Raw genomic sequence first — 25,056 nt, forward strand, 5'->3', positions numbered from 1 at the left:
GGGGATTCCGGCACCTGGTGCCAGCAGCTAGAGGTTCAGCATGTCCGTCTCCTACCAGTTTCCCCTGACCCGTCCCCGGCGCATGCGCCGTGATGATTTTTCCCGGCGCATGATGCGGGAGCATCGCCTCAGTGCCGATGACCTGATCTACCCGGTATTTGTCCATGAACTGCCGGGGCGTGCGCCCATCCCTTCCATGCCCGGGGTGGAGCGCCTTTCCATCGATGAACTGCTGCGGGTGGGCGAGCAGATGCTGGAGCTGGGGATTCCCGCCCTGGACATCTTCCCGGTGGTGGATCCGGCGGCCAAGAGCCTGGATGCCCGGGAGGCCTGGAATCCAGAGGGGCTGTGCCAGCGGGCCGTGCGGGCCCTGAAGGCCCGTTTTCCCGAGCTGGGGGTGATGACGGACGTGGCCCTGGATCCTTTCACCACCCATGGTCAGGATGGCATCATCGATGAACAGGGGTATGTCCAGAACGACATCACTGTGGAGGCGCTGGTGCGCCAGTCCCTGTCCCACGCCGAAGCCGGGGCGGACATCGTTTCCCCTTCGGACATGATGGATGGCCGGATTGGCGCCATCCGTGCCGCCCTGGAGGCCGGCGGGCATGTGCATACCCGGATCATGGCCTATTCCGCCAAGTATGCCTCGGCCTTCTACGGTCCCTTCCGGGATGCCCTGGGAACGGCCGGCAATCTGGGTAAGGGCAACAAGTACAACTACCAGATGGACCCGGCCAACAGTGACGAAGCCCTGCGGGAGGTGGCTCTGGACCTGCAAGAGGGGGCTGACATGGTGATGGTGAAGCCGGGCATGCCTTACCTGGATATCGTGCGGCGGGTGAAGGACGAGTTCCAGGTTCCGACTTTCGTATACCAGGTCAGCGGCGAGTACGCGATGCTCAAGGCGGCTATCCAGAACGGCTGGCTGAACGAGCGGGCCTGTGTCATGGAGAGCCTGCTGGGGTTCAAGCGGGCTGGAGCCGATGGCATCCTGACCTACTTTGCCCTGGACGCTGCTACCTGGATGCGCGAGCAGGGTTGAGGCACGCTCCCGCCGATCGGGTCGGCGGGTTTGCGGTGTGGTTCCGGCTTCAGTGTCGTCCCAGGTAGGAGGGCAGGGCCAGTACCGAAGCCATGCGGGCGTCCACGTAGGCGGGGCAGCGGGTGGTCCGGCTGATCCACACGGTTTTCATGCCCAGCCGCTTGGCGGTGCGCAGGTTTTCCAGGCTGTCTTCCACCATGACGCAGCGCCGGGGATCAAGCCGCTCCGCCTTGAGCAGGAGGCGAAAGCCGTTGGGGGCAGGTTTGGGCTGGAAGCGGGTGGCTTCCACCGGATAGACGGCATCGAACAGGGGGGCCATACCCGTGATCTGCAGGACGGCCTCGGCGTAATGGGCGGGACCGTTGGAGTAGAGAATCTTGCGGCCAGGCAGGCGCCGGAGCATGGCCTTGACGGCCCGGTCGAAGACGAGCATCTGTTTCAGCTCGGGGAACTGGTGGGTTTCCCGGAGAAAGTGATGGGGATCGGTCTGGTGGTGGCGCATCAGGCCTAGCAGGGTGGCGCCGTAGCGTTGCCAGTAGTGCATGCGGATGCGGTTGGCGGCTTCTTCATCCAGTTCCAGGTGGGTCTGGATGTAACGCCGCATGGCCTGGTTGATGTGGGGAAAGATGTGGGCACTGGCGTTGTGCAGGGTATTGTCCAGATCGAAGATCCAGGTGAGTGTTTTTGCAAGCATATGATTCTTTGTTGCTATTCTGGATATACCACTAAAGTCTGGTTGCGCTTCCGGAGCGCCCGTCGTAACTTGGCCGGGTGTTTCTGGTGAATATAACAGGCCAAAGAGGTTTCCATGGATGCGCCGGTAACTGAAACCCTGACCCCGGCCGAGCTGGAAAAAGTGCTCGGGTCTTTCGATATTCCTCCCTGTCCCAGCCATGTCATGCAGGTCATGAGCGAGGCCCAGCGGGACGAGCCGGATACCCGGCGGCTGGCTTCCCTCATCTCCAGCGATGTGGGCATGGCGGCCATGACCATCAAGCTGGCCAATTCCCCCCTGTTCCGGGGCAATGCCCATGTGGATAGTGTGCCCCAGGCCATCGCCCGGCTCGGGGTGCGCAACATCGTCTGCGTGGTGGTGGCTGCGGCCCTGAAAAGCAGCATGTCTTCCGGCTTGCCGGAGTCCCTGCTGGAGCGTTTCTGGGATCGGGCTTCCATGATTGCCGTGGGTTCCGGGGTGATTGCCGGACGGCTGTACGGCATCTCCCGGGATGCGGCCTATACCTATGCCCTGTTTCATGACGCGGCGATTCCGGTGTTGATGCGCCGTTTCAAGAGTTATTCGGGCCTGCTGGAAGAGGCCAACGCCCAGGGCTTGCCCCTGGCGGAAATGGAAATGCAGCGCTTCCAGTGTGATCACGCCATCGTCGGGGCCCTGCTGGCGCGGAACTGGGGGCTTTCCGATCTGCTCGCCCGGGCTGTCCGCCATCACCATGATCCACAGGCCTATGGCCTGCCGGAGAGTGTGCTGCCCATAGAGGCCCTGTCATTGATTGCCGTGACCCAGGTGGCTGAGTACCTGGCGGCGGAAATCCTGGAAGAGCGGGATGTGGAGGTGGGACTGCTGTTCGACCGGGCCGTGAAGCACCTGGGGATCGGGGAGCAGGACCTCCTGGATATTCAGGAGGAGCTGGTGGAGGTCCTGCAGGACGGGCGCTGAGCCGGGTCAGTGGCTGCGGATCATGGTGCCGACCCCGTGGTCGGTGAGGATTTCCAGCAGCAGCGCGTGCTCCACCCGGCCATCGATGATGTGTACGCTCTTGACGCCGCTGCGGGCGGCATCCAGGGCTGAGGCAATCTTGGGCAGCATGCCGCCGGACAGGGTGCCGTCTTCCACCATGTTATCGATGTCCGTGGGGGTCAGGCCGGTGAGCAGCTTGCCCGCCTTGTCCAGCACTCCGGGCGTATTGGTGAGCAGCACCAGTTTTTCCGCCTTCAGGACTTCGGCGATCTTGCCGGCCACCACGTCCGCATTGATGTTGTAGGTTTCTCCATCCTTGCCCACGCCGATGGGGGCAATCACCGGGATGAAGGCGCCTGAGTCCAGGAGGCCGATCAGGGAGGGGTCGATGGCGGTGATGTCGCCCACCTGGCCCACGTCGATCAGGTCGCCCGGGTTGTCCTTGTTGGGCAGCATCAGCTTCTTGGCGCGGATGAGGTTGCCATCCTTGCCGGTCAGGCCGACCGCCTTGCCGCCCGCCTGGTTGATCAGGTTCACCACGTCCTTGTTCACCTGGCCGCCCAGGACCATTTCCACCACTTCCATGGTCTCGGCATCGGTGACGCGCATGCCCTGGATGAATTCCCCCTTCTTGCCTACCCGGGTGAGCAGGTTCTCGATCTGGGGGCCGCCGCCGTGCACCACCACCACGTTCATGCCCACCAGCTTCAGGAGCACCACGTCCCGGGCAAAGCACTGCTTCAGGTGTTCCTCGGTCATGGCGTTGCCACCGTACTTGACCACGATGGTCTTGCCGTGGAACTTGCGGATGTAGGGCAGGGCTTCGGCCAGGATGCCGGCCTTGATGTCAGGGGCGATGGATTCGAACGGCATGGAAGTCTCCGGGGGAAATAGCGGCGGATTGTAACCCCCGTGTATTTAAAGAAAAAGACCGGAAATGGATTCCGGTCTTGTCCTAGGGGCAGGGGGCCTACAGTACGGCGAGGCGCTTGCTGCTGGTGGCGGCCCGTTTGGGCAGGGTCAGTTCCAGCACCCCATCGTTGAATTTGGCCACCGCCTGGCTGTCGTCGATGTCCTGGGCCAGCTGGAAGGAGCGGGATACCTTGCCGAAATAGCGTTCGGCCCGGAGGATGCGCTCCCCTTCCTTTTCCTCGTGTTCCTGGCGGACTTCGGCACTGATGGAAACCTGGTTGCCATCCACCGTGACGTGGATGTCTTCCTTTCTGACCCCGGGCAGTTCGGCGTGGACCAGGTAGGCTTTTTCCTGTTCCTTCACATCCATGCGGATGGAGGGCGTGCTGGCCTGGCCATTGCCGGCATGGAGATCCATGGGGCGGACGAAGAAGCCCCGGAACAGTTCATCCAGGGGATCATGACGGGTAATATTGCTCATCTTTTCCTCCTTGAAATGTCATGGAACAACTGGCTGGAAGCAGCATCTTTGTCACCAATATAGGTCTGGGCCTGAGGCTTTCAAGAGGGGGCTGTGATGGGAAATCATGAGGAGGAAAAACGCTGTCCTGCCTGCGGCCGGGGTTTTTCCTGCGGCGCCCGGGTCGGGCGTTGCTGGTGCATGGCGCTGCCGCCCCTGGAGCATCCACCTCCCTATCGGGATTGCCTCTGCCCGGACTGCCTGCGGGCCTGGTCAGCGGCCGAGGCGGGTGGGCAGGGCCAGGATGGCGTCCCGGTTGCTCCAGGAAAAGCAGCGGGCGGCGGCGGCGTGGAGGTCTAGCCAGCAGTAGTCCCGGTGTTCTCCGGGGACCAGCCGCACCGCTTGGGTGGAGGGGACTTGCAGGGAATAGACGTGTTCGGTGTTGCGGGTGACGCCGGGAGCGTAGCGGTGCCGCCATTCGGGGAAGATTTCGTAATCCTGCTGCTGTCGCCAGTCGCACAGGGTTTCCTTCGTGGCCTGGATGCCGGTTTCCTCCGCCACTTCCCGCAGGGCGGTCTGGATCAGCTCTTCCCCGTCCTCCTGGCTGCCCGTGACCGATTGCCAGTAGCCCGGGTGCGCCGCCCGTTCCAGCAGCAGAATCTGCAGCTCCGGGCTGTGGATCACCACCAGCACGGAAACAGGCTTCTTGTAGCGGGGCGCGGTGTTCATGCCTTGGGCAGTGGGTCCAGGTCCAGGTCGGGGGCGTCGAACAGCACCCAGAGGGGGCGTTCCTGGTCCCGCCATTCGTCACTGGCGGCCTGGAAGATGGCAATCAGGATATCCACTGCTTCTCCCAAAGGGGTGAGATTGCCGAGGACCAGCAGCAGTCCCGGCTGGGAGAGGATGTCGGGGTCGGTGAGGCAGTCGTACAGGGCATCGAAGTTGGCCCCGAAGTGTGCCGGAAAGCCCAGGGTCTGCCCCAGACCGGTGAGCCAGGCTCGGGTGTCCGGGCTCCCTTCCGGACGGTAGATCAGGTGCTGCAGGCCGAGGCCTGCAGCGCTGGCGAGCAGCCCGGTCTCCTGGCCTGGGGGCAGACGGTAGGGGCCGGCACGGGCGATATCCTGCAGTGGGGTCTGGGGGTTCATGGGCTATTCCTGAATACGGCGGAAGCTGTTGTAGTGATCGTCGGTGTAGTAAAACTCCCGGGGCGGATGGCCGCCGGTGACAATGCGGCGGGCACCCCGGTTTCTGACGCCCGGGGTGGGGACCGTGTATTCCCGGTAATAGCCCCGGGCTTGCCGCGGCAGACGCTTCTCGAAGTTGTTGAAAACGCTGCCGTCCTTCTTCGGGTAGGCGAAAGGGCCGCCATTCTTGATCTGCTGCAGGACCTGCTGTCCTTCCGGAGGTAGTTGCCGGACGGTGATGCTGTCTTCGTTGAAGAAAGCCCAGGCGCCAGGGGCGAGGCAGAGGCCGAGCAGGAACAGGAGGGTGCGGAACCAGGTCATGGGCGGGGCAATGGGATGGGGAGTGGGTAGTGTAAGCAGAAAAAGCTACATCCAGAAAGCCACATGCCCGCCGAAGCGGGCATGTGATGCGGGGCAAGTCCTGAGATCAGGCTTGCGGGCTGACTTCCACCTGGGTTTCGACCTTCTGGCGCAGGCGGACGTGCAGCTCACGCAACTGCTTCTCGTCGACCGCCGACGGGGCGTCGGTGAGCAGGCACTGGGCGCGCTGGGTCTTCGGGAAGGCGATCACGTCGCGGATCGACTCGGCACCCGTCATCATGGTAACGATGCGATCCAGGCCGAAGGCCAGGCCGCCGTGCGGTGGGGCGCCGTACTTCAGTGCGTCGAGCAGGAAGCCGAACTTGGCTTGCTGCTCTTCCGGGCCGATGTTGAGCGCAGCGAAAACCTTTTCCTGCACGTCTGCGCGGTGGATACGCACCGAGCCGCCGCCCAGTTCCCAGCCGTTCAGCGCCAGGTCGTAGGCCTTGGCCAGGCACTTGCCCGGATCGGTGACCAGGAATTCGAGGTGTTCGTCCTTCGGGCTGGTGAACGGGTGATGGCAGGCAGTCCAGCGCTTGGACTCGTCGTCGTACTCGAACATCGGGAAGTCGATGACCCACAGCGGTGCCCACTTGGCGCCGGTGACGAAGCCCTTCTCGTGACCGATCTTGATGCGCAGGGCACCGAGGGCGTCGCTGACGATCTTGGCCTTGTCGGCGCCGAAGAAGATCAGGTCGCCGGACTGGGCGCCGGTGCGTTCGAGCACGGTGCGCAGCGAGGCTTCGGAGAGGTTCTTGACGATCGGCGACTGCAGGCCGGTTTCATTGACCTGGCTGACGTCGTTGACCTTGATGTAGGCCAGGCCCTTGGCGCCGTAGATGCCGACGAACTTGGTGTATTCGTCGATTTCGCCGCGGGTCAGCGAAGCGCCGCCGGGGATGCGCATGGCCGCGATGCGGCCGCCTTCGCTGTTGGCAATGTTGGCGAAGACCTTGAAGGCGACGTCCTTGAAGGCGTCGGCAACATCGACCAGTTCGAGGGTGACGCGCAGGTCCGGCTTGTCCGAACCGAAACGGCGCATGGCTTCGGCATAGGTCATGCGCGGGAATTCGGGCAGGTCCACGTCGATCGCTTCCTTGAACACGGTGCGGATCAGCTTTTCCATCAGAGCGGTGATCTCGGCCTCGCTCATGAACGAGGTCTCGATATCGACCTGGGTGAATTCCGGCTGGCGGTCGGCGCGCAGATCCTCGTCGCGGAAGCACTTGGTGATCTGATAGTAGCGGTCGAAACCGGCGACCATCAGCAGCTGCTTGAACAGCTGCGGCGACTGCGGCAGGGCGAAGAACTGGCCGGGATGGACGCGCGACGGCACCAGATAGTCGCGCGCACCTTCCGGGGTGGACTTGGTCAGCATCGGCGTTTCGACGTCGATGAAGCCGTTGTCGTCGAGGAAACGGCGGAAGGCACGGGCCGTCTTGTAGCGCAGCATCAGGTTGTTCTGCATCTGCGGCCGGCGCAGGTCGATGACCCGGTGGGTCAGGCGGACGTTTTCCGTCAGGTTCTCGTCATCCAGCTGGAACGGGGGGGTGACGGAAGGATTCAGGACTTCGATTTCATGGCAGAGAATCTCGATTTCGCCGGAGGCCAGGTTGGCGTTGGTCGTGCCGGCTGGCCGCGGGCGCACCTTGCCGGTGATCTTCAGACAGAACTCGTTACGCACCGACTCGGCAACCTTGAAGGCGTCGACGCGATCCGGGTCGCACACCACTTGGGCCAGTCCTTCCCGGTCCCTGAGGTCGATGAAGATGACGCCGCCGTGGTCCCGGCGGCGATGGGCCCAGCCGGCGATGGTGACGATCTGGTCGCAGAGAGTGGCGTTGAGTTCGCCGCAATAATGAGTTCGCATCAGGGTGTTCCAGAAGAGATGGATTGAGGGGATTCTGTCTTGCCGCGCCGGCGCGGCTTGGGGGATGGGGGAACCACGCCCATGGAAACGATGTACTTGAGCGCTTCGTCCACGCTCATCTTGAGTTCCACCACGTCCTCGGCAGGCATCATCAGGAAGAAGCCCGAGGTGGGGTTGGGGGTGGTGGGAACGTAGACACTGACGTATTTGCCATCCAGGTGGTTGGCCACGTCCCCACCCGGTTGGCCGGTGAGAAAAGCGATGGTCCAGCTCCCCTGGCGGGGGTACTGGACCAGCAGGGCTTTGCGGAAGGCGTTGCCATTGGGGGACAGGATGGTGTCCGAAACCTGTTTGACCGCGTTGTAGAGGGAGTTCACCACCGGGATGCGGGCGAGAATCTGCTCCCACCAGCTGACCAGCTTCTGGCCGATGAAGTTGGCGGCCAGCAGCCCGGTGATGAGGATGATCGCCAAAGTCAATGCCGTACCCGCGCCGGGAATATGGAAACCCAGGAGGTTGATGGGGTGTATGGCTTCCGGCAGGAGCAGCAGGGACTGGTCCATGGCGCGGATGATCATGGAGAGTACCCAGGCCGTGATGGCCAGGGGGACCCAGATCAGCAAACCGGTGATGAAGTAGCGCTTGAACACGGTGGGGGTCAGTTACCCGAGCAGGCTCCGGAAGGGCAGGCGCCTTCGCCCCCCTGGCAGGGCGGCGGGCTGGCGGGTTTGCTCTTGAAGTCCGTGGCATACCAGCCGCTGCCCTTGAGCTGGAAACCGGCGGCGGAGAGGAGTTTGCTGTAGGTTTCCTGGCCACATTCAGGGCAGGTGCTCAGGGTGGGATCACTGAGCTTTTGCAGATGTTCTTTCTGAAAACCGCAGGAGGTGCAGCGATATTCGTAGATGGGCATGGTCAATCTCCAGAAGAGCCTCGCATTATAACCGAGTGCCAGGCACTGCCTGAACACTCTGTTGCGCTGCGGTAGCTGGGGGCGGGCTCCGGAAAATCAAGCCCGATTCAGATAGCCATGCCCAGGTAGAGGCGATTCAGGTCCTTGCCCCAGAACAGGGCGATGCCTCCGGCTGTAGCCAGATAGGGGCCAAAAGGAATGGGAATGTTGCGCCCATGCCTGGCCAGGACCATGAGGCTGATGCCCACCAGGGCGCCAACCAGGGAAGAAAGCAGGATGATGCTGGGCAGCAGGGTCCAGCCCATCCAGGCCCCCAGGGCCGCCAGCAGCTTGAAGTCCCCGTAACCCATGCCTTCCTTGCCGGTGGCGAGCTTGAACAGCCAATACACTGACCAGAGGGACAGGTAGCCAGCCATGGCACCCACGACGGCTTCCGGTAGAGAAGCGAAATGCCCTTCCAGATTGAAGAGCAGCCCCAGCCAGAGCAGGGGCAGGGTGAGGCTGTCAGGCAGCAGCTGGGTGTCCATGTCGATCATGGCCAGTGCCAGCAAGGTCCATAGCAGCAAAGCGGCACCGACCGCCTGCCAACCCGGGCCGAAATGCCAGGCAGCGTAACCGCTCAGCAGGGCGGCGCCGAGCTCGATCAGGGGATAGCGTAACGCTATCGGAGCGTGGCAGCCCCTGCATTTTCCCCGCAGAAACAGGTAACTCAGGACAGGAATGTTCTCCAGGGCCGTGATCTGATGACCGCAATGGGGACAGCGGGATCTGGGGGTGGATAGGTTGAAGGTCTCGCCCTCAGCTGCAGCTTCTCCGCGCAGTTCCGCACACTGGGCCAGCCAGTCCCGCTCCATCATTTTGGGGAGGCGGTGTATGACCACGTTGAGGAAGCTGCCGACCAGGAGACCCAGCGTGGCTAGCGTAACGCAGAATGGGACTGGCTCATGTAGCAGGGAGGTCATCCGATAACAGCCGCCATTTTGAAGATGGGCAGGTACATGGCAACCACCATGCCGCCGATCAGGGTGCCGAGAATGACCATGATGATGGGTTCCATCAAGCTGGACAGAGCGTCGACGGCATCGTCCACCTCGGCCTCGAAGAAGTCGGCAATCTTGGAGAGCATGGAGTCCAGGGAGCCGGATTCCTCGCCAATGGCCACCATCTGCACCACCATGTTGGGGAACAGATTGGTGTTCTGCATGGAAGTGGTGAGGTTGGTGCCGGTGCTGACCTCGTTCTGGATTTCCCGGGTGGCTACTTTATAGACGTAATTGCCCGAGGCGCCGCCCACGGATTCCAGGGACTCCACCAGGGGCACCCCGGCGGCAAACATGGTGGCCAGGGTCCTGGTCCAGCGGGCAATGACCGACTTACGGACCAGATCGCCAAAGACTGGAGTCTTCAGCAGCAGACGGTCCATGAACATCTGTACCTTTTCAGATCTCTTCCAGAAATAGAAAAAGGCAAAGACGCCGCCACCGACGCCGCCGAAGATCAGGTACCAGTAATCCACGAAGAAATCAGATATGGCCATGACGAACAGGGTGGGGGCTGGCAGGTCGGCACCAAAGCCCTTAAACACTTCCTTGAAGGCGGGAATGACGAAGATCATGATGACTGCGGTGATGATGAAGGCCACCACAATCACGGCTACGGGGTAGAACAGGGCTGACTTGATCTTGCTCTTGATGGCCAGAATCTTTTCTTTGTAGGTGGCCAGGCGATCCAGCAGGGAGTCGAGGATACCCGCTTGTTCCCCCGCAGCGACCAGATTGCAGAACAGGGCGTCGAAATAGAGGGGGAACTTGCGGAAGGCCGCAGAGAGGGAACTGCCGGTTTCCACGTCTGCCTTGATATCCAGGAGCAGCTTGCCCACGGCAGGGTTGGCATGGCCCCGGCCGACGATGTCGAAGGACTGCAGCAGGGGAACCCCGGATTTCATCATGGTGGCCAGCTGACGGGTGAATAGGGTGATGTCCTTGTCCGTTACCTTGCCGCCGCCCTTGAAGCGCTGCTTGTTTATCTTGGAAACCAGAATCCCTTGTCGACGCAGGGTGTTCTGCACCACGGTTTCCGTGGCGGCACGCATTTCCCCGCGCACGATCTTGCCGTCCTTGCTCTTGCCTTCCCACAGAAAGGTGTATTCCTTGACGCCTAGATTCGGCCTGGTTTTACCTGCTGTTGCCATGGTAATCGCCCTTCCCTATTAGATATTGGTGGTGCCGAGCACTTCATCGAGAGAAGTGACACCTTGTTTGACTTTGAGCAAACCCGATTCGCGCAGGGTTCTCACCCCTTCCCTGGCGGCCTGGGCGGCAATGTCCAGGGCGGTGCCGCTGGCCAGGATGAGGCGCTGAATCTCTTCTGAAATGGGCATGACCTGATAGATGCCGACCCGGCCCTTGTAGCCGCTCCCTTTGCAGCGGTCACAGCCGCCGGGGCCGTAGAGGGTCCAGGAGCCGTCCAGGTCTGCTTCCTTGAAACCGGCGTTCAGCAAGGCCTGCTTGGGAACATCCATGGGCTGCTTGCAGTTGCAGAGCTTTCGCGCTAGGCGCTGGGCCGTGATCAGCAGTACGCTGGAGGCGATGTTGAAGGTGGGTATCCCCATGTTCATGAGCCGGGTCAGGGTTTGGGGGGCATCATTGGTGTGCAGGGTTGACAGCACCAGGTGGCCGGTCTGGGCGGCCTTGACCGCGATTTCCGCCGTTTCCAGGTCGCGGATTTCCCCCACCATGATGATGTCCGGATCCTGGCGCAGGAAGGACTTGAGGGCCGCCGCGAAGGTCAGGCCCGATTTGTCGTCCACGTTGACCTGGTTGATGCCGGCCAGATTGATTTCCGCCGGATCTTCCGCCGTGGAAATGTTGATGCCGGGTTCGTTGAGGATGTTGAGGCAGGTGTACAGGGACACGGTTTTGCCCGAGCCCGTGGGGCCGGTAACCAGCACCATGCCGTAAGGGCGGCCGATGGCGTCAAGCAGGGCCGCTTTCTGGTCCTCTTCGTAGCCCAGGGCTTCGATGCCCAAGGTGGCGGAGGTGGGGTCCAGAATACGCATGACGATCTTCTCGCCATGCAGGGTGGGCAGGGTGCTGACCCGGAAGTCGATGGCCCGGGTCTTGGAGAGCACCAGCTTCATCCGTCCGTCCTGGGGCACCCGCTTTTCGGCGATGTTGAGCCGGGAGATCACCTTGATGCGGGAGGCAAGCTTGTCCTTGATGGCGAGGGGTGGATTAGCCACTTCCCGCAGGTTGCCGTCTACCCGGAAACGGATACGGTAGTATTTTTCGTAGGGCTCGAAGTGGATGTCCGACGCCCCCTCGTTGATGGCATCCAGCAGGATCTTCTGCAGGAATTTGACAACCGGGGCGTCGTCCACATCCGTGGCGGTGCTTTCTTCGGCTGGGGCTTCTCCACCTTCTTCCAGAAAGTCCAGGTTGACATCCTCGCCCCCCAGATTTTTCATGGACTCTTCGGCAGATTCGGACAGCTTGGTCACCAGGGGCAGCAGCTTGGTGATCTCCACCACGATGGGATCAATGCTCAGGCCGCTCTGGAAACGGATTTCTTCCAGGCCGTGAAGGTTGGCCGGGTCTGCGGTGGCGACTGCCAGGCGGTTCCCCCGTTTGAACAAGGGAATGATGCGGTGGGTGCGGATCAGCTTGGGATCAACAGCGCCCTTGGGGACGTGAGCTTCTTCGAAGGCGGACAGGTCGAACAGGGGGGCGCCGAAGGTTTCCGAGGCAAACTGGGCCAGTTCGATGGCGGGAATCTTGTTGTTGTTGACCAGTTCTTCAGGAAACGAGGTCTTGTTGTTGAGAGACTGGGTCAGCAGTTGCTCCGCATCGTTTTCCTTCAACCGGCCTCCCTGAACCAGGGCGCGCGCCAAAGCACTCAGATTTGATGTGGAAGCAGCAACCATGACGAAGGAAATAAATGCGTATTAAATGAATGGGGATGATGCAACGAGCTCAAGGCTTTGTAAAGCTTGGGGGCTGGATGCATCCTGGAGGTGCTGATTTTTGGCAATGTTTTCAAGGGCCGGAGAGGCGCTGGATTCTTGCTGTTTTTACGCTCCTGTCCTGAGTCTGGATGATTTCCACGGCTATTCCATGCAACTTGAAGCTCACCCCGGCTTCGGGAATGTCTTCGAAATGCTCCAGAATCAGACCGTTCAGGGTCTTGGGGCCGTCCAGGGGAAAATGCAGATCAAGCTTCCGGTTCAGGTCCCGTAGCGGTGTACTTCCTTCGACCATGATGCAACCTTCGTCGTCCCAGGTCAGTTCATGGGGGGCGCCGGCCACGGAACTGCTGAATTCACCGACAATTTCCTCGATGATGTCTTCCAGGGTCAGCAGGCCAAGAATTTCTCCATACTCGTCCACGACAAACCCCAGGCGTTGCCGGTTCTCCTGGAAAAAACCCAGTTGCGCGAACAGGGGCGTTCCGGCAGGAATGTAGTAGGGGGGCAAAAGTTGTTGCCGCAGCTCTTTTTCAGAGAAATCCAGGTCGTGGAGATGGGGCGTGACCCGTCGGATGGGGAGCACACCCAGCAACTGATCCAGGGATTCCCGGCAGACGGGCAGCCGCAGGTGCTGGCTGGTGGCGATGCGGTTCTGCAGTTCTTCCCGGGGGGCATCCAGATCCAGGATTTCGATGGCGCCCCTGGGGGTCATGACATCCTCCACGGCAATCTTGCCCAGATCAAAGAGGTTGACCAGGATGGTGCTGTGGGTGGGCGGAATGAGCTCCCGGCTCTCCATCACCAGGGTGCGCAGCTCTTCCGGCGTCAGCTTGGGGGCCTCGGCTGTGGCATGTCGGGAGAGTCTCAGGAGACGCAGCAGGGCGCCGACGAACAGATTAACGAACCAGATGGCCGGGTAAAAAATCCGGATCAGGGGGGTGAAGATGTAGCCCAGTACCTGGCTGATCCGGTCAGCATGGGTGGCTCCGATGATTTTCGGCGTGATTTCCGAGAACACCAGAATGGCAAAGGTAACCAGCAGGGTCGCCATGCCCAGTATCCACTTGTCGTTGCCGAACAATTCGATGGTGATCAGGCTGACCAGGGTGGCGGCGCCGGTGTTTACCAGGTTGTTTCCCAGCAGGATCACCCCAAGCAGCCTGTCGGTCTGGGCCAGCAGGGCCAGGGCAAGTTTCGCACCCAGGTGTCCCTGCTGGGCCCGGTGGCGCAATTTGTAGCGGTTTGCGGCCATCATGGCGGTTTCGCTGAGCGAAAAGAAGGCCGACAGGGCCAGCAGGATGACCAGGATGGTGACCAGCACCGAAAGGGGAATCTGTTCCAAGGGGAGGGATGGGAAGCCGGGACCCGGGTACTATGGGGAGGCCCCGGGGGGCTGTCAAGGACGGTGCAGCAGCACCTCGATCACGAAGCGGCTGCCCACATAGGCCAGCAGCAGCACGGCAAAGCCGGCCAGGGTCCAGCGCAGGGCCATGCGGCCGCGCCAGCCGTAGATATGCCGCCCGCCCAGGAGGATGGCGAAGATGATCCAGGAGGCGATGGCGAAGAAGGTCTTGTGGTCAAAAGGCAGGGCCTTGCCGAACAGCAGGTCGGAATAGAAGAGGCCGCTGCCCAGGGCCAGGGTCAGGAGCACGAAGGCAATGGTCAGCATGCGGAACAGCAGGGATTCCATGGCCAGCAGGGGGGGCATGCTGGCCATGCGTCGGGAAAGCTGCCGCTGGTGCAGGCGCCGCTCGGCAAAGCCCATGAACACCGCGTGGGCGGCCGCCAGGGTGAACAGGCTGTAAGCCAGCATGGCGGAGAGGAAGTGCACCCGGAAACCCAGGGCCTGGGCGTGGGTGATCGTGTGGGTCTGGGAGAACAGCAGGGGCAACAGGCTTGCCAGGACGCCGGTCAGCAGGACCATGGGCTGCAGGCCATCCATGCGGACCCGGAAACTCTCCAGCCAGTAGATCAGGACCGCGAGCCAGACCATGAGGCTGAAGGCCAGGCTGAAAGAGAACTGCATGCCGTCATCGTTGAAGAGGGCCAGTTTCAGGCCGACGGCATGGAGCAGCAAGGTGGTGCCGATGGCCAGCTTTTCCCAGGCCGGGGCGTCCAGGCCAGTGGGAGATGAGGGGAGGGATTCCGACCAGCGGGTGAGCCAGAAGTGGCGGCCGAGCACCAGATAGAGAAAGCCTGCCAGACCAAGAGGGATGAGCTGATTTACAATAGTCGCCATTCCAAAATTCTACTCGAAGCCCATTTGCCATGCTTGACAACCTGACCCAGCGCCTTGCGAAAGTGATGAAGACCCTCCGTGGGGAGGCCCGTCTGACGGAGGAGAACATCGCCGATGCCTTGCGCGAAGTGCGCATGGCCCTGCTGGAGGCCGACGTGGCCCTGCCGGTGGTGAAGGAATTCATCGCGGCCGTGAAGGAAAAGGCCTTGGGCGAGGAAGTGATCGCTTCCCTGACTCCAGGTCAGGCCCTGGTGGGGGTGGTGCATGGGGAGCTGACCCGGCTCATGGGGGCGGCTCATGAAGGCCTGAATCTGGCCACCCAGCCTCCCGCCGTCGTGCTGATGGCGGGGCTGCAAGGGGCGGGCAAGACCACCACGGTGGGCAAGCTGGGTAAATACCTGAAGGAAAACCTGAAAAAGAAGGTCCTGGTGGTTTCCTGTGACGTTTACCGTCCTGCGGCCATTCAGCAGTTGCAGACGGTGGCCGAGCAGGCCGGCGTCGAGTTCTTCCCTTCCACCACTGCAGAGAAGCCCGAGGCGATTGCCCTGGCAGCCGTGGATTGGGCCCGGCGGCACTATTGCGATGTGGTGCTGGTGGATACGGCCGGCCGGCTGGCCGTCGATGCGGCGATGATGGCCGAAATCAAGGCGCTGCATGGGGCTCTGAACCCCATCGAAACCCTGTTCGTGGTGGATGCCATGCTGGGTCAGGACGCGGTCAATACGGCCCGGGCCTTCAATGAGACCCTGCCCCTGACCGGGGTGGTGCTGACCAAGCTCGATGGTGATGCCCGGGGCGGGGCCGCCCTATCCGTGCGCCATGTGACCGGCAAGCCCATCAAGTTTTCCGGGGTGGGGGAAAAGCTGAGCGGGCTCGAGGCCTTCCATCCGGAGCGCATGGCTTCGCGTATCCTGGGCATGGGCGACGTGCTGTCGCTGATCGAGGAGGCCAAGAAGGGGCTGGACGAAGAAAAGGCCATGGCCTTTGCCAAGAAGCTGAAATCCGGCAAGGGTTTTGACCTGAACGATTTCAAGGAGCAGATCGGGCAGATGCGCAAGATGGGTGGCATGGCCGCCCTGATGGACAAGATGCCGGCTCAGATTGCCCAGGCTGCCGGTCAGTTGCCGGCGGGGACCGAGGACAAGATGATCCGTCGGGTGGAGGGCATCATCAACTCCATGACGCCGGCGGAGCGGGCCAAGCCTGAGTTGATCAAAGCCAGCCGCAAGCGGCGCATTGCCATGGGGGCGGGGGTGCAGGTGCAGGAAGTGAACCGCCTGCTGAACCAGTTCGAGCAGACCCAGAAGATGATGAAGCAATTCACCAAGGGCGGCATCGGCAAGCTGATGCGTGGCATGAAGGGCATGCTGCCCGGCATGGGGCGCTGAGCCAGGTAGCAGCGGCTCAGCGGGAAGCCGCTCAGGGTTTGGGCGACGCCGGTTGGCCCATGGCCAGCTGGCGCTCGTAGCGCCACTGGTTCCAGGCGCCCCGGACCAGGTTGGGGTATTCAGCCTTGCCCAGGCTGCCGTTGTAACGGCCCAGGGCACGGAACAGGTCGCCCTTTTCGATATCCAGGTAGTGGCGCAGGATGGTGCAGCCGTAGCGCAGATTGGTGCGCATGTGGAACAGGTTGTCCGTGGGTTGGCCGATGACCTTGATCCAGAAGGGCATGACCTGCATGTAACCCCGGGCGCCAGCCGACGACACCGCGTACTTGCGGAAGCCCGACTCCACCTGGATCAGTCCCAGAACCAGCTGCGGGTCCAGGCCGGCCCGGGTGGCCTCGTAGTGGATGGCGCGCAGCAGTTCGAGTCGATACTCCTGGTTGGGGATGCGCTTTTCCAGGCGCGGGGCCATGGCAGATAGCCAGTCCACAGCCTCCGAATAATCCTTGAAGGAACTGGTTGGCGGTTTCTTGTCGGCGATGGCGCCGGACAGGGCCGCCTGGACGCTCGCCGACAGGGGCTCGTACTGCTGGGCCCCCGCCCAGACCTGGGCTGGCAGGCCCAGGGCCAGGAGTACAAAGGGCAGCAGGGCCGTCAGGCGGCGCACAGCTTCTCCTGCAGCATGGCCAGTACCTGGGGCACGGGAACCATGGTGGCTTCCGCATCCTTGCGGCCCTTGTATTCCAGCTGGCCGTTGGCCAGGCCCCGCTCGCCCACCACGATGCGGTGGGGCACGCCCATCAGTTCCATGTCGGCGAACATGGAGCCGGGCCGCTCGTCCCGGTCGTCCAGCAGCACGTCCAGGCCGGCGTCCTTGAGCTGGCCGTAGAGCTGGTCGGCGGCCGCCTTCACGGTTTCGCTCTTGTGGTAGCCCATGGGCACGATGGCCACCTGGAAGGGGGCGATGGCGGCGGGGAAGATAATGCCCTTGTCGTCATGTCCCTGTTCGATGGCGGCGCCGACGATGCGGGACACGCCGATGCCATAGCAGCCCATCTCCATGATCTGGCTCTTGCCCTGCTCATCCAGGTAGCTGCAGTTGAGGGCCTTGGCGTAGGTGGTGCGCAGCTGGAAGATGTGGCCCACTTCGATGCCGCGGCAGATGGCGAGGTCGCCCTTGCCATCCGGGGAGGGGTCGCCGGCCACCACGTTGCGGAGGTCGGCTACCTCAGGTTCCGGGCAGTCCCGGCCGAAATTGACGCCGGTCAGGTGGAAGCCGGCTTCATTGGCGCCGCAGGCGAAGTTGCCCATGGCCGCCACCGTGCGGTCGGCGATGACGCGCACCTTGCCGGTATCCACACCGACGGGGCCGATGTAGCCGGGCTTGCAGCCCAGGAACTGTTCCACCTCTTCTTCCGTGGCAAAGCGGAAGGGGTTGAGGCCGGCGATCTTGCCTGCCTTGATTTCATTGAGCTCATGGTCGCCGCGCAGGAGCAGCAGGGCGAAAGTCTTGGGGCCTTCTTCGGGCTCGCTGACCACGGCGATGGCCTTGACCAGGGCTGAGAGCGGAATGTTCAGGAATTCGGCCACGTCGACGCAGGCGGTCTTGCCCGGGGTGCTGACCTTGGTCAGGCCGGCGGCAGCGGCCGGGCGGGGCGTGGCAGGCGCCAGGGCTTCGGCCAGTTCCACGTTGGCGGCGTAGTCGGAATCCGGGCAGTAGGCGATGTCGTCCTCGCCGGTCTCGGCGATCACGTGGAATTCATGGGAGCCGGTGCCGCCGATGGAGCCGGTATCCGCCGCCACGGCGCGGAAGTGCAGGCCCAGGCGGGTGAAGATGCGGCTGTAGGTGTCGTACATCACCTGGTATTCCCGCTTCAGGTCCTCGAAGCTGCTGTGGAAGGAATAGCCGTCCTTCATCAGGAATTCCCGGCCGCGCATGACGCCGAAACGGGGGCGGATCTCGTCCCGGAACTTGCTCTGGATCTGGTACAGGTGCAGGGGCAGCTGGCGGTAGCTCTTCACGTCCCGGCGTACCACGTCGGTGATCACTTCCTCGTGGGTGGGGCCGATGACGAAGTCACGCTGGTGGCGGTCCTTGAAGCGCAGCAACTCCGGGCCGTACTTCTCCCAGCGGCCGGATTCCTGCCACAGCTCGGCGGGTTGCACGGCGGGCATCAGCAGTTCCAGGGCCCCGGCCCGGTTCATTTCTTCCCGGACGATGGCTTCCACCTTGCGCAACACCTTCAGGCCCAGGGGCATCCAGGTATAGATGCCGGAGGCGGCACGCTTGATCAGGCCGGCGCGCAGCATGAGCTTCTGGCTGATGACCTCGGCGTCAGCAGGGGCTTCTTTGAGAGTGGTGAAGAAAAACTGGGAAGAACGCATGGGAAACAAATCCGGAATCTGGCAAAGGCGGGATTTTACACCCGAGGGCAGTTTTGCATGGGCGTCACAGTTGTGAAAGAATTGGGCCCAACCAAATATTCAGCAGGATATCGTTATGCTTGACCGGGAGGGCTTTCGCCCGAACGTCGGCATCATTCTATGCAACGCCAAGAACGAGGTTTTCTGGGGTAAACGGATTCGGGAACACTCCTGGCAGTTTCCGCAAGGTGGCATCAAGCGCGGCGAAACGCCGGAGCAGGCCATGTATCGCGAACTGCACGAGGAAGTGGGTTTGCGCCCCGAACACGTGCTTATCCTCGGTCGGACCAAGGGCTGGCTGCGTTATGAAGTGCCGACACATTGGATCAAACGGGAGTGGCGGGGCTCCTATCGGGGCCAGAAGCAGATCTGGTTCCTGCTGCGCCTCGTGGGGCGGGATAGCGACGTTTCCCTGCGGGCCAGCACCCACCCGGAGTTCGATGCCTGGCGCTGGCATGATTACTGGGTTCCCCTGGATACCGTGATCGAGTTCAAGCGGGGTGTCTATTCCCAGGCCCTCAACGAGCTGGTGCGTTTTCTCGATGCCGACAAGCGTCGGCGGGGGCGCCGTGAAGACCTGGCCGAAGGGCTGGAGGCAGGGGGGCGGGATGACCATGATTAGGCGTGTGCTGACATTGCTGGCGGGGCTTTGGCTGGTCAGCGGCGTGGCCTGGGCGGATGCCGGGGATGATGAGTTCGAACAGAAACCCTGGCAGGAGATCGAAGTCCAGCTGCCCCCCTTTCCCCAGGATGGGCAGTTCCAGGAGTTTTACGTGAGCGCCACGGCCTCCAGCCGGTTTTACGTGGATGTGCCGGGAATCACCGTGGGCAGCGACGGGGTGGTGCGCTATGTGTTGATGGCCATTGCTCCTTCCGGCGTGCGCAACATCACCTTTGAAGGAATGCGCTGCCAGACCCGTGAGCGGCGCATCTATGCTTCCGGTCGCTCTGACGGCACCTGGTCCAGGGCCCGTTCGGAGCGCTGGCTGCCGGTGCGCGAGGCGACAAGCAACCGCCAGCATGCGGCCCTGTTCACCGACTTCTTCTGTCCCGACGGGGTGCTGAACTATGCCGTGGAAGATATCCGTCGGGCCCTGAAGAAACAGGGGCAGCCTCTGGGAGGCAGGCCCTGAGCCTTCTTACTTCTTGCAGTCGCCCACCCGCTTGGCGCTGAACTTCTGCTTCATCTCCATGGCGGGCTGGCCCTTGGCCTGGATGCGCATCCGGGTTTCACCGCTGTAAGCGCTGTCGTTCTGGAAGGTGACGCTGCCTTCGCCGCTCATCTTCTCCCCAGCCTCCCCCTGGCATTCGACCTGCCAGGTGGCCGTGTTGCCGGAGAGCTTGTAGTTCTTCAGCTTGCAGTGGTCGTCCTGGGGTACCGGACTGGCTTCCATGTCCTGGGCGCTCTGGCAGACCTTGTGGGTCATGGGTTGGGTGGGCATGCCGGGCATTTCCATGCGGAAACTGTATTCCCACAGACCTGCCTTGGCAGGTTGGGCGGCGAAGGTGGGCAGGGTGAAGCCAAGGCCCAGCAGGGCGAGCAGGATTTTTTTCATGGATGACTCCCGGTGGTTGAGGGGAAAATCATAAACCTTGTGGGTGCAGCTCAGAAAGGATGGAAGATGAATTGGAGTGACAGGCTCATCGTTGAATTCGACAAGGGATTGCGCACGGTTTTTGCCGAGGCCCGCAGCGTGCGTCCCGTGCCCGGTGCCGAGCAACCCGAAGTTGAGCAGAGCCCCGGTCAGCGCCGGCATACGGCGGCGCTGATGCGCATCAACCATGTGGGGGAGATTTGTGCCCAGGCTCTCTACCAGGGGCAGGCGCTGACTTCCAGAAGCCCGGAAATACGCGCTTCCCTGGAGGAGGCCGCCCACGAGGAAACCGAGCATCTGGCCTGGACCGAGCAACGCATCCGGGAGCTGGGCGGGCGCAAGAGCCTGCTCAATCCCCTCTGGTATGCCGGGGCCCTGGGCATAGGGATACTGGCCGGAAAATTCGGCGACAAGTGGAACCTGGGTTTTCTGGCGGAAACGGAGCGGCAGGTGGAAGCCCACCTGGACAGCCATCTGGAAAAACTGCCGGCCCAGGACCGGCGTTCCTGGGAAATCCTGGAGCAGATGAAGGTGGATGAGGTGAAGCATGCCGAAACCGCCGTGCGGCTGGGCGGGGCGCCGCTGCCGGAGCCGGTGAAGCGTTTGATGCGCCTGTCCGCCAAGGTCATGACCCGGACCGCCTATCGCATCTGAACCTGGCTGGGCTGGTGCAGACAAAGCCCCACCCGGGAGCGGGTGGGGCTTTGTCTCAATGGGTTTCGATGATTTCGAAGTCGTGGGTGATGCTGGCCGTCTTGCCCAGCATGATGGAGGCGGAGCAGTACTTGTCCTTGGACAGGTCGATGGCCCGGGCCACTGCTTCGGGCTTGAGGTTGTGGCCGCTGACCCGGAAATGGAAGTGGATGCGGGTGAATACCTTGGGATCGGTTTCTGCCCTGTCGGCTTCCAGGCGCACGTCACAGCCGCTCACCTGATGGCGTCCCTTCTTCAGGATCATCACGATATCGAAGGCGGTGCAGCCGCCCGTGCCGGCCAGCAGCATTTCCATGGGGCGTGGCGCCAGATTGCGGCCACCGGCTTCCGGGGCGCCGTCCATGGCCACCATGTGGCCGCTGCCGGTTTCTGCCATGAAAGACATACCGCTTTCCTGGCCCAGCCACTTCACTGTGCATTCCATGTTTTGGTGTCTCCTGTAAAAGGCCCGGCATTTTAGCCGAGCTGGCCTTTGTCTGCCTTGTTGCGTTGCACAAACAGCTTTGCCTAAATGCGTCTGTAATTATGGTTCTTATTGTTAAATAATGGTTTATTTATTTAATTTTGTTGTTTAAAATCGTTTAATATCAATTACTTAAATTCAATAAATTTGTTCTATGTGATGATTTTAGGTTGTGTTGTGCAATGCACAATCAGGCTTGCTATCCCTTTTGGCTTGGTTCATAATGAACCCAACGAAACGATCGAAAAGCAAGCAGGATTCGATGCCGGTTTCGACCCTTGTCTCCTCCACCCTCCTCCTTTGGTGTGGATTTAACGCGACTCCCCGGAGTCGCGTTTTTTTTGCTTCTTTTCCTGTGTCTCCCCGATGTCCTGCGGGTTTGCGGCGATAAAAAACCCGGCTGTGCAAGGCAGGGCCGGGTTTGGGGCAGTCGGGGGAGGTCGATCAGGCGGCGGCGGCCTGGAGGGGCATCTCGTGACTGGTGCGGGCGATACGGTTGCTGGCATCAGCATAGACCAGCTTGGGCTCGTGCTTGGCCAGTTCCAGATCGCTCATGCTGACAAAGGTGGCGATGATCAGCAGGTCCCCGGGAGCGGCCTTGCGGGCGGCGGAGCCATTAACGGAAATGATCCCTGAGCCGCGCTCGGCACGGATGGCGTAGGTGGTGAAACGCTCGCCATTATTGATGTTCCAGATGTCGATCTGCTCGTATTCCTTGATATCGGCAGCTTCCAGCAGGTCCTCGTCAATGGCGCAGGAGCCTTCGTAATGCAGGTCGGCATGGGTAGTGGTTACCCGATGCAGCTTGGACTTGAGCATGATTCTTTGCATGGCGTCATCCGTCACAAGGTGTTGGGGGACCCGCATTGTAGCGGCTAAATCCCTGCTGTCAAACAGAGAATCCGGGCTGGAAAAGCCGTCAAACCCTTGTCAAACCTCAAGATTATCAATGAGCCGGGTATGACCCAGGCGCGCAGCGGCAACAATCACCAATTTCTGATCCATGTCCCGGGGCGGGTGCAGGTCGGATTGTTGTCGCACTGCAACATAATCGGTCTTCCAGCCGTGCTTGTCCAGGCTGGCGGCGGCTTCCTGCTCCAGTGCCTCCCGTGCACTGATGCCCTGGCGCAACAGCTGCTCACGCAGGTGCTCCAGGGTACGGATCAGGCGGGGGGCTTCCTGGCGTTCCGCAGGGCTGAGGTAGCCGTTGCGGGAGGAGAGGGCTAGGCCGTCTTCGGCCCGCACCGTATCCACCCCCACGATGTCCATGGGCAGGGCCAGTTGCCGGGCCATGGCGCGGATCAGCATCAGTTGCTGGTAATCCTTCTTGCCGAACAGGGCCGCCTGGGGCTGGACGCAGTTGAAGAGCTTGAGCACCACGGTGGCCACGCCGCGGAAGTGGCCGGGCCTGAATGCTCCTTCCAGCAGGTGCTGGAGGTCGGGGGGCTCCACGAAGAAGTTCTGGGGTTCCGGATACAGGTCGGATTCGCTCGGGGCGAACAGCACGTCCACGCCGGCTTCCTGCAGCTTGGCGCAGTCGGCTTCGAAGGTGCGTGGATACTTGTCGAAATCTTCACCGGGACCGAATTGCAGGCGGTTCACGAAGATGCTGGCCACCACCGTGTCGGCGTGCTGGCGGGCCTGGCGCATCAGGGTCAGGTGACCCTCGTGCAGATTGCCCATGGTGGGGACGAAGGCAATGCGGCCGCGTCCCTGGAGGGCATGGCGCAGGGCTGGAATGGGAGCGTGGATTTCCATGGATCAGTAAGTGTGTTCGGGGCCCGGGAAGGTGCCGGCCTTGACCTCGCGCACATAGGCGGCGATGGCCTCCTGGATGCTGCCGGCGCCGGCCATGAAGTTCTTGACGAAGCGGGGCTTCCTGCCGCCGCTGATGTGCAGCATGTCGTGCAGGACCAGGACCTGCCCCGAGGTATCGGCCCCGGCGCCGATGCCGATGGTGGGAATGGTCAGGGCCTGGGTGACGGCGGCGGCCAGGGGTGCGGGAATGGCTTCCAGCACGATCAGGCTGGCGCCGGCCTTTTCCAGGGCGCGGGCGTCTTCCAGCAGTTTGCTGGCGGCCTCCTCGTCCCGGCCCTGGACCCGGTAGCCCCCGAGCTGGTGCACATGCTGGGGCGTGAGGCCGATGTGGGCGCAGACGGGAATGCCGCGCCGGGTCAGGAATTCCACCGTGGCGGCCATTTCGGCGCCGCCCTCGAGCTTGACCATGTGGGCGCCGGCGGCCATCAGCCGGGCGCCGTTGCGGAAGGTTTCCTCGGGGCTGATCTGGGAGGTGCCGAAGGGCATGTCGGTCACCACCAGGCAGCGCTGGCTGCCACGGGTCACGGCAGCCGTGTGGTAGGCCATGTGTTCCAGGGTCACGGGCAGGGTGGAATCCTGGCCTTGCAGCACCATGCCCAGGGAGTCTCCCACCAGCAGCACATCCACGCCCTGTTCGTCCAGAAGCTGGGCGAAGCTGGCGTCGTAGCAGGTGAGTACGGTGATCCTGTCTCCGTTCTGGCGCATCTTGGCCAGATCCAGGAGCGTCAGGCGGCGGGTTTGGGTCTGTGCGGACATGGGGGTATTCAATGAATCGGGGGCGTTATCCTAACAGCGAAAACCGATTCTTGTGCATGTGCAGACGCCAGGGTGTCCCCCGGCGCCTGCAAGCTTCCACTCAGTGTTCCATGCAGAGGATGTCGGGGTTGTCGGCCCCGGCCCGGGCCATGCGCTCCAGGCATTCAAGCACGTCCATGCTGGCTGCTTCCATGCGCGCCACGGAATCGGTGCCCCCCTGGAAATCTCCGGCGTAAAGCTTCTGTACGGCTTCCCGGCCATGCTGGTGGACGGCGATGTGGGGCTTTTCCATGGCCGCGTAGCCATCCAGGCGGGAGAAACACTGCTTGCCTTCGCCCTCGTAATACCACTTGCCCAGGCGGCACATGCAGTGGTTGGCAAAATCTTCGGGCTTCTTGTCGGAAACCCCGATGAACACCTTGTAGATCTCGAACTTGAACACCAGGTGGTCCATCTTGGCCAGTTCCGTGAAGCTGCGCAGGGCGGCCACGGCGATGGCGAATTCCATCTTGTGGGAGGTTTCGATGATGCCTTCGATGCGCTCGGCGGCCTCGGCCCCGTCGCTGCCGAAGTCGGCGGACATGTGGGCCAGGTTTTCCATGCTGGAGTGGGCGTTGCCGGTATCCCGCTGGATGTTGTTCACCAGGTTGGAGATGTCGCTGGTGGCCTTGCTGGTGCGTTCTGCCAGCTTGCGCACCTCATCGGCCACTACCGCGAACCCCCGGCCGGCTTCCCCGGCCCGGGCCGCCTCGATGGCGGCGTTGAGGGCGAGCAGATTGGTCTGGTCGGCGATTTCCTTGATCAGGGAAAGGATGCTGCCGATCTGCTCGGTGCTGCTGTTGAGACCATCGACGATGCTCATGGTCTGGCGGGATTCCTGGGCCAGGACAGCCAGGTCGCGGCTGATCTTCTGCATCAGGTCACGGCTGGCGGCGGAGACGCTGGCGGCATGCAGGGCTTCGGTCTTCTCTTCCTTGAGTTCTCCGGCGAGCAGGGCCAGGGTCTGCTGGGATACGCCCAGGCTGCCGCCGAAATTTTCCAGGTTGCGCAGCAGGTGCTCCCAGCCCTGGGTCACGCAAAGGGCTGAATTACATCGTTTTTCCGCATCCTCGACCTGCTGTTCCATGTCGTGCAGGCGCTGGGTCAGGGCGGTATTTTCCTGTTCCAGGGCAGCGATGCGGGCCAGGGCAACTTGATCCTGGCGGGGGCCGAACAAACCGAACATTTACGTCTCCCTCGTTGTTGTCTGGGTTTTTTTTGG

29 protein-coding genes are annotated in these 25,056 nt (G+C 62.1%); 7 read left to right on the plus strand and 22 right to left on the minus strand.

What is annotated here, in order from left to right; all coding sequences use genetic code 11:
• The first annotated feature begins 40 nt into the window (after positions 1 to 40).
• Entirely contained in the window at positions 41 to 1,045 is a 1,005-nt protein-coding gene (gene hemB / locus G474_RS0107220) for a porphobilinogen synthase (protein ID WP_084513631.1), read from the plus strand.
• 49 nt (positions 1,046 to 1,094) lie between these two features.
• Here hemB and G474_RS0107225 read toward each other — a convergent pair whose 3' ends face one another.
• Complete coding sequence (locus G474_RS0107225) at positions 1,095 to 1,739, minus strand: pyrimidine 5'-nucleotidase (RefSeq protein ID WP_026686385.1); 645 nt, start codon at positions 1,737 to 1,739, stop codon at positions 1,095 to 1,097.
• Positions 1,740 to 1,853: 114 nt separating this feature from the next.
• Here G474_RS0107225 and G474_RS0107230 point away from each other — a divergent pair, with 114 nt between their 5' ends.
• A complete protein-coding gene (locus G474_RS0107230) occupies positions 1,854 to 2,720 on the plus strand; it encodes an HDOD domain-containing protein (RefSeq protein WP_026686386.1) in 867 nt (288 codons plus the stop codon).
• Positions 2,721 to 2,726: 6 nt separating this feature from the next.
• Here the strand turns inward: G474_RS0107230 and argB are convergent, their stop codons facing one another.
• Entirely contained in the window at positions 2,727 to 3,614 is an 888-nt protein-coding gene (argB, locus tag G474_RS0107235) for an acetylglutamate kinase (protein WP_026686387.1), read from the minus strand.
• 97 nt (positions 3,615 to 3,711) lie between these two features.
• Positions 3,712 to 4,134, minus strand: a complete 423-nt coding sequence (locus tag G474_RS0107240) for an Hsp20/alpha crystallin family protein (RefSeq protein ID WP_026686388.1) — start codon at positions 4,132 to 4,134, stop codon at positions 3,712 to 3,714.
• Between the two features lie 96 nt (positions 4,135 to 4,230).
• On the opposite strand from G474_RS0107240, the gene G474_RS24420 reads away from it, so the two are divergent.
• Entirely contained in the window at positions 4,231 to 4,473 is a 243-nt protein-coding gene (locus tag G474_RS24420; protein ID WP_084513632.1) for a cysteine-rich CWC family protein, read from the plus strand.
• On the opposite strand, the gene nudB is transcribed toward G474_RS24420, so the two are convergent.
• The 11 genes from nudB to G474_RS0107295 form a co-directional block, all read right to left on the minus strand.
• A complete protein-coding gene (nudB, locus tag G474_RS0107245) occupies positions 4,387 to 4,842 on the minus strand; it encodes a dihydroneopterin triphosphate diphosphatase (protein ID WP_026686389.1) in 456 nt (151 codons plus the stop codon). The two genes, G474_RS24420 and nudB, sit on opposite strands and share 87 nt — an antisense overlap.
• Complete coding sequence (locus G474_RS21970; protein ID WP_051282041.1) at positions 4,839 to 5,258, minus strand: barstar family protein; 420 nt, start codon at positions 5,256 to 5,258, stop codon at positions 4,839 to 4,841. The genes nudB and G474_RS21970 overlap by 4 nt, the downstream gene beginning before the upstream one ends.
• 3 nt (positions 5,259 to 5,261) lie before the next feature.
• Positions 5,262 to 5,618 carry a guanyl-specific ribonuclease gene (locus G474_RS0107255; protein WP_043463529.1) on the minus strand — a complete coding sequence of 119 codons (357 nt, stop codon included), beginning with the start codon at positions 5,616 to 5,618 and terminating at the stop codon, positions 5,262 to 5,264.
• Between the two features lie 106 nt (positions 5,619 to 5,724).
• Positions 5,725 to 7,527 carry an aspartate--tRNA ligase gene (aspS, locus tag G474_RS0107260; RefSeq protein ID WP_026686391.1) on the minus strand — a complete coding sequence of 601 codons (1,803 nt, stop codon included), beginning with the start codon at positions 7,525 to 7,527 and terminating at the stop codon, positions 5,725 to 5,727.
• Entirely contained in the window at positions 7,527 to 8,177 is a 651-nt protein-coding gene (locus G474_RS0107265; protein WP_245589321.1) for a DUF502 domain-containing protein, read from the minus strand. Before G474_RS0107265 ends, aspS begins: the two co-directional genes overlap by 1 nt.
• An 8-nt stretch (positions 8,178 to 8,185) precedes the next feature.
• Positions 8,186 to 8,437 (minus strand): FmdB family zinc ribbon protein, encoded by a 252-nt coding sequence (locus tag G474_RS0107270; RefSeq protein ID WP_026686393.1) that lies wholly within the window; start codon positions 8,435 to 8,437, stop codon positions 8,186 to 8,188.
• 107 nt (positions 8,438 to 8,544) lie between these two features.
• Positions 8,545 to 9,399 (minus strand): prepilin peptidase, encoded by an 855-nt coding sequence (locus tag G474_RS0107275; RefSeq protein ID WP_026686394.1) that lies wholly within the window; start codon positions 9,397 to 9,399, stop codon positions 8,545 to 8,547.
• Positions 9,396 to 10,628: a type II secretion system F family protein gene (locus G474_RS0107280; RefSeq protein ID WP_026686395.1), complete on the minus strand. Its 1,233-nt coding sequence runs from the start codon at positions 10,626 to 10,628 to the stop codon at positions 9,396 to 9,398. The genes G474_RS0107275 and G474_RS0107280 overlap by 4 nt, the downstream gene beginning before the upstream one ends.
• A gap of 18 nt (positions 10,629 to 10,646) precedes the next feature.
• Positions 10,647 to 12,359 (minus strand): type IV-A pilus assembly ATPase PilB, encoded by a 1,713-nt coding sequence (gene pilB / locus G474_RS0107285; RefSeq protein ID WP_026686396.1) that lies wholly within the window; start codon positions 12,357 to 12,359, stop codon positions 10,647 to 10,649.
• Positions 12,360 to 12,471: 112 nt separating this feature from the next.
• Positions 12,472 to 13,743, minus strand: a complete 1,272-nt coding sequence (locus G474_RS0107290) for an HlyC/CorC family transporter (protein ID WP_026686397.1) — start codon at positions 13,741 to 13,743, stop codon at positions 12,472 to 12,474.
• A gap of 54 nt (positions 13,744 to 13,797) precedes the next feature.
• On the minus strand, positions 13,798 to 14,640 hold the full coding sequence (locus G474_RS0107295) for a cytochrome C assembly family protein (protein WP_026686398.1): 843 nt from the start codon (positions 14,638 to 14,640) through the stop codon (positions 13,798 to 13,800).
• A gap of 29 nt (positions 14,641 to 14,669) precedes the next feature.
• On the opposite strand from G474_RS0107295, the gene ffh reads away from it, so the two are divergent.
• Positions 14,670 to 16,028, plus strand: coding sequence for a signal recognition particle protein (ffh, locus tag G474_RS0107300; protein WP_026686399.1), 1,359 nt, complete (start codon positions 14,670 to 14,672; stop codon positions 16,026 to 16,028).
• A gap of 31 nt (positions 16,029 to 16,059) precedes the next feature.
• On the opposite strand, the gene G474_RS0107305 is transcribed toward ffh, so the two are convergent.
• Entirely contained in the window at positions 16,060 to 16,692 is a 633-nt protein-coding gene (locus tag G474_RS0107305) for a lytic transglycosylase domain-containing protein (protein ID WP_026686400.1), read from the minus strand.
• The gene (locus tag G474_RS0107310; protein ID WP_026686401.1) at positions 16,680 to 18,410 is read right to left on the minus strand and encodes a proline--tRNA ligase; all 1,731 of its coding nucleotides are present in this window, start codon (positions 18,408 to 18,410) and stop codon (positions 16,680 to 16,682) included. Before G474_RS0107310 ends, G474_RS0107305 begins: the two co-directional genes overlap by 13 nt.
• 115 nt (positions 18,411 to 18,525) lie before the next feature.
• On the opposite strand from G474_RS0107310, the gene G474_RS0107315 reads away from it, so the two are divergent.
• Positions 18,526 to 19,071, plus strand: a complete 546-nt coding sequence (locus G474_RS0107315; RefSeq protein ID WP_026686402.1) for an RNA pyrophosphohydrolase — start codon at positions 18,526 to 18,528, stop codon at positions 19,069 to 19,071.
• Positions 19,064 to 19,582 (plus strand): CNP1-like family protein, encoded by a 519-nt coding sequence (locus G474_RS0107320; RefSeq protein ID WP_169729506.1) that lies wholly within the window; start codon positions 19,064 to 19,066, stop codon positions 19,580 to 19,582. The genes G474_RS0107315 and G474_RS0107320 overlap by 8 nt, the downstream gene beginning before the upstream one ends.
• Before the next feature lie 6 nt (positions 19,583 to 19,588).
• Here G474_RS0107320 and G474_RS0107325 read toward each other — a convergent pair whose 3' ends face one another.
• The gene (locus tag G474_RS0107325; RefSeq protein ID WP_026686404.1) at positions 19,589 to 20,005 is read right to left on the minus strand and encodes a DUF3617 domain-containing protein; all 417 of its coding nucleotides are present in this window, start codon (positions 20,003 to 20,005) and stop codon (positions 19,589 to 19,591) included.
• Positions 20,006 to 20,071: 66 nt separating this feature from the next.
• Between G474_RS0107325 and coq7 the strand changes: the two genes are divergently transcribed.
• Positions 20,072 to 20,698 (plus strand): 2-polyprenyl-3-methyl-6-methoxy-1,4-benzoquinone monooxygenase, encoded by a 627-nt coding sequence (gene coq7 / locus G474_RS0107330; RefSeq protein ID WP_026686405.1) that lies wholly within the window; start codon positions 20,072 to 20,074, stop codon positions 20,696 to 20,698.
• 55 nt (positions 20,699 to 20,753) lie between these two features.
• On the opposite strand, the gene G474_RS0107335 is transcribed toward coq7, so the two are convergent.
• From G474_RS0107335 to G474_RS24425, 5 genes are all read right to left on the minus strand, one after another.
• Positions 20,754 to 21,182, minus strand: coding sequence for an OsmC family protein (locus G474_RS0107335; RefSeq protein WP_026686406.1), 429 nt, complete (start codon positions 21,180 to 21,182; stop codon positions 20,754 to 20,756).
• A gap of 483 nt (positions 21,183 to 21,665) precedes the next feature.
• Complete coding sequence (gene panD, locus G474_RS0107340) at positions 21,666 to 22,052, minus strand: aspartate 1-decarboxylase (protein ID WP_026686407.1); 387 nt, start codon at positions 22,050 to 22,052, stop codon at positions 21,666 to 21,668.
• Positions 22,053 to 22,151: 99 nt separating this feature from the next.
• A complete protein-coding gene (gene panC / locus G474_RS0107345; protein WP_026686408.1) occupies positions 22,152 to 22,979 on the minus strand; it encodes a pantoate--beta-alanine ligase in 828 nt (275 codons plus the stop codon).
• 3 nt (positions 22,980 to 22,982) lie between these two features.
• Complete coding sequence (gene panB, locus G474_RS0107350; protein ID WP_026686409.1) at positions 22,983 to 23,795, minus strand: 3-methyl-2-oxobutanoate hydroxymethyltransferase; 813 nt, start codon at positions 23,793 to 23,795, stop codon at positions 22,983 to 22,985.
• Between the two features lie 100 nt (positions 23,796 to 23,895).
• Positions 23,896 to 25,020 carry a methyl-accepting chemotaxis protein gene (locus tag G474_RS24425; RefSeq protein ID WP_026686410.1) on the minus strand — a complete coding sequence of 375 codons (1,125 nt, stop codon included), beginning with the start codon at positions 25,018 to 25,020 and terminating at the stop codon, positions 23,896 to 23,898.
• Positions 25,021 to 25,056 lie beyond the last annotated feature (36 nt).

It is taken from the genome of Azovibrio restrictus DSM 23866, assembly GCF_000429665.1.
In the GTDB taxonomy this organism is placed as follows: domain Bacteria; phylum Pseudomonadota; class Gammaproteobacteria; order Burkholderiales; family Rhodocyclaceae; genus Azovibrio; species Azovibrio restrictus.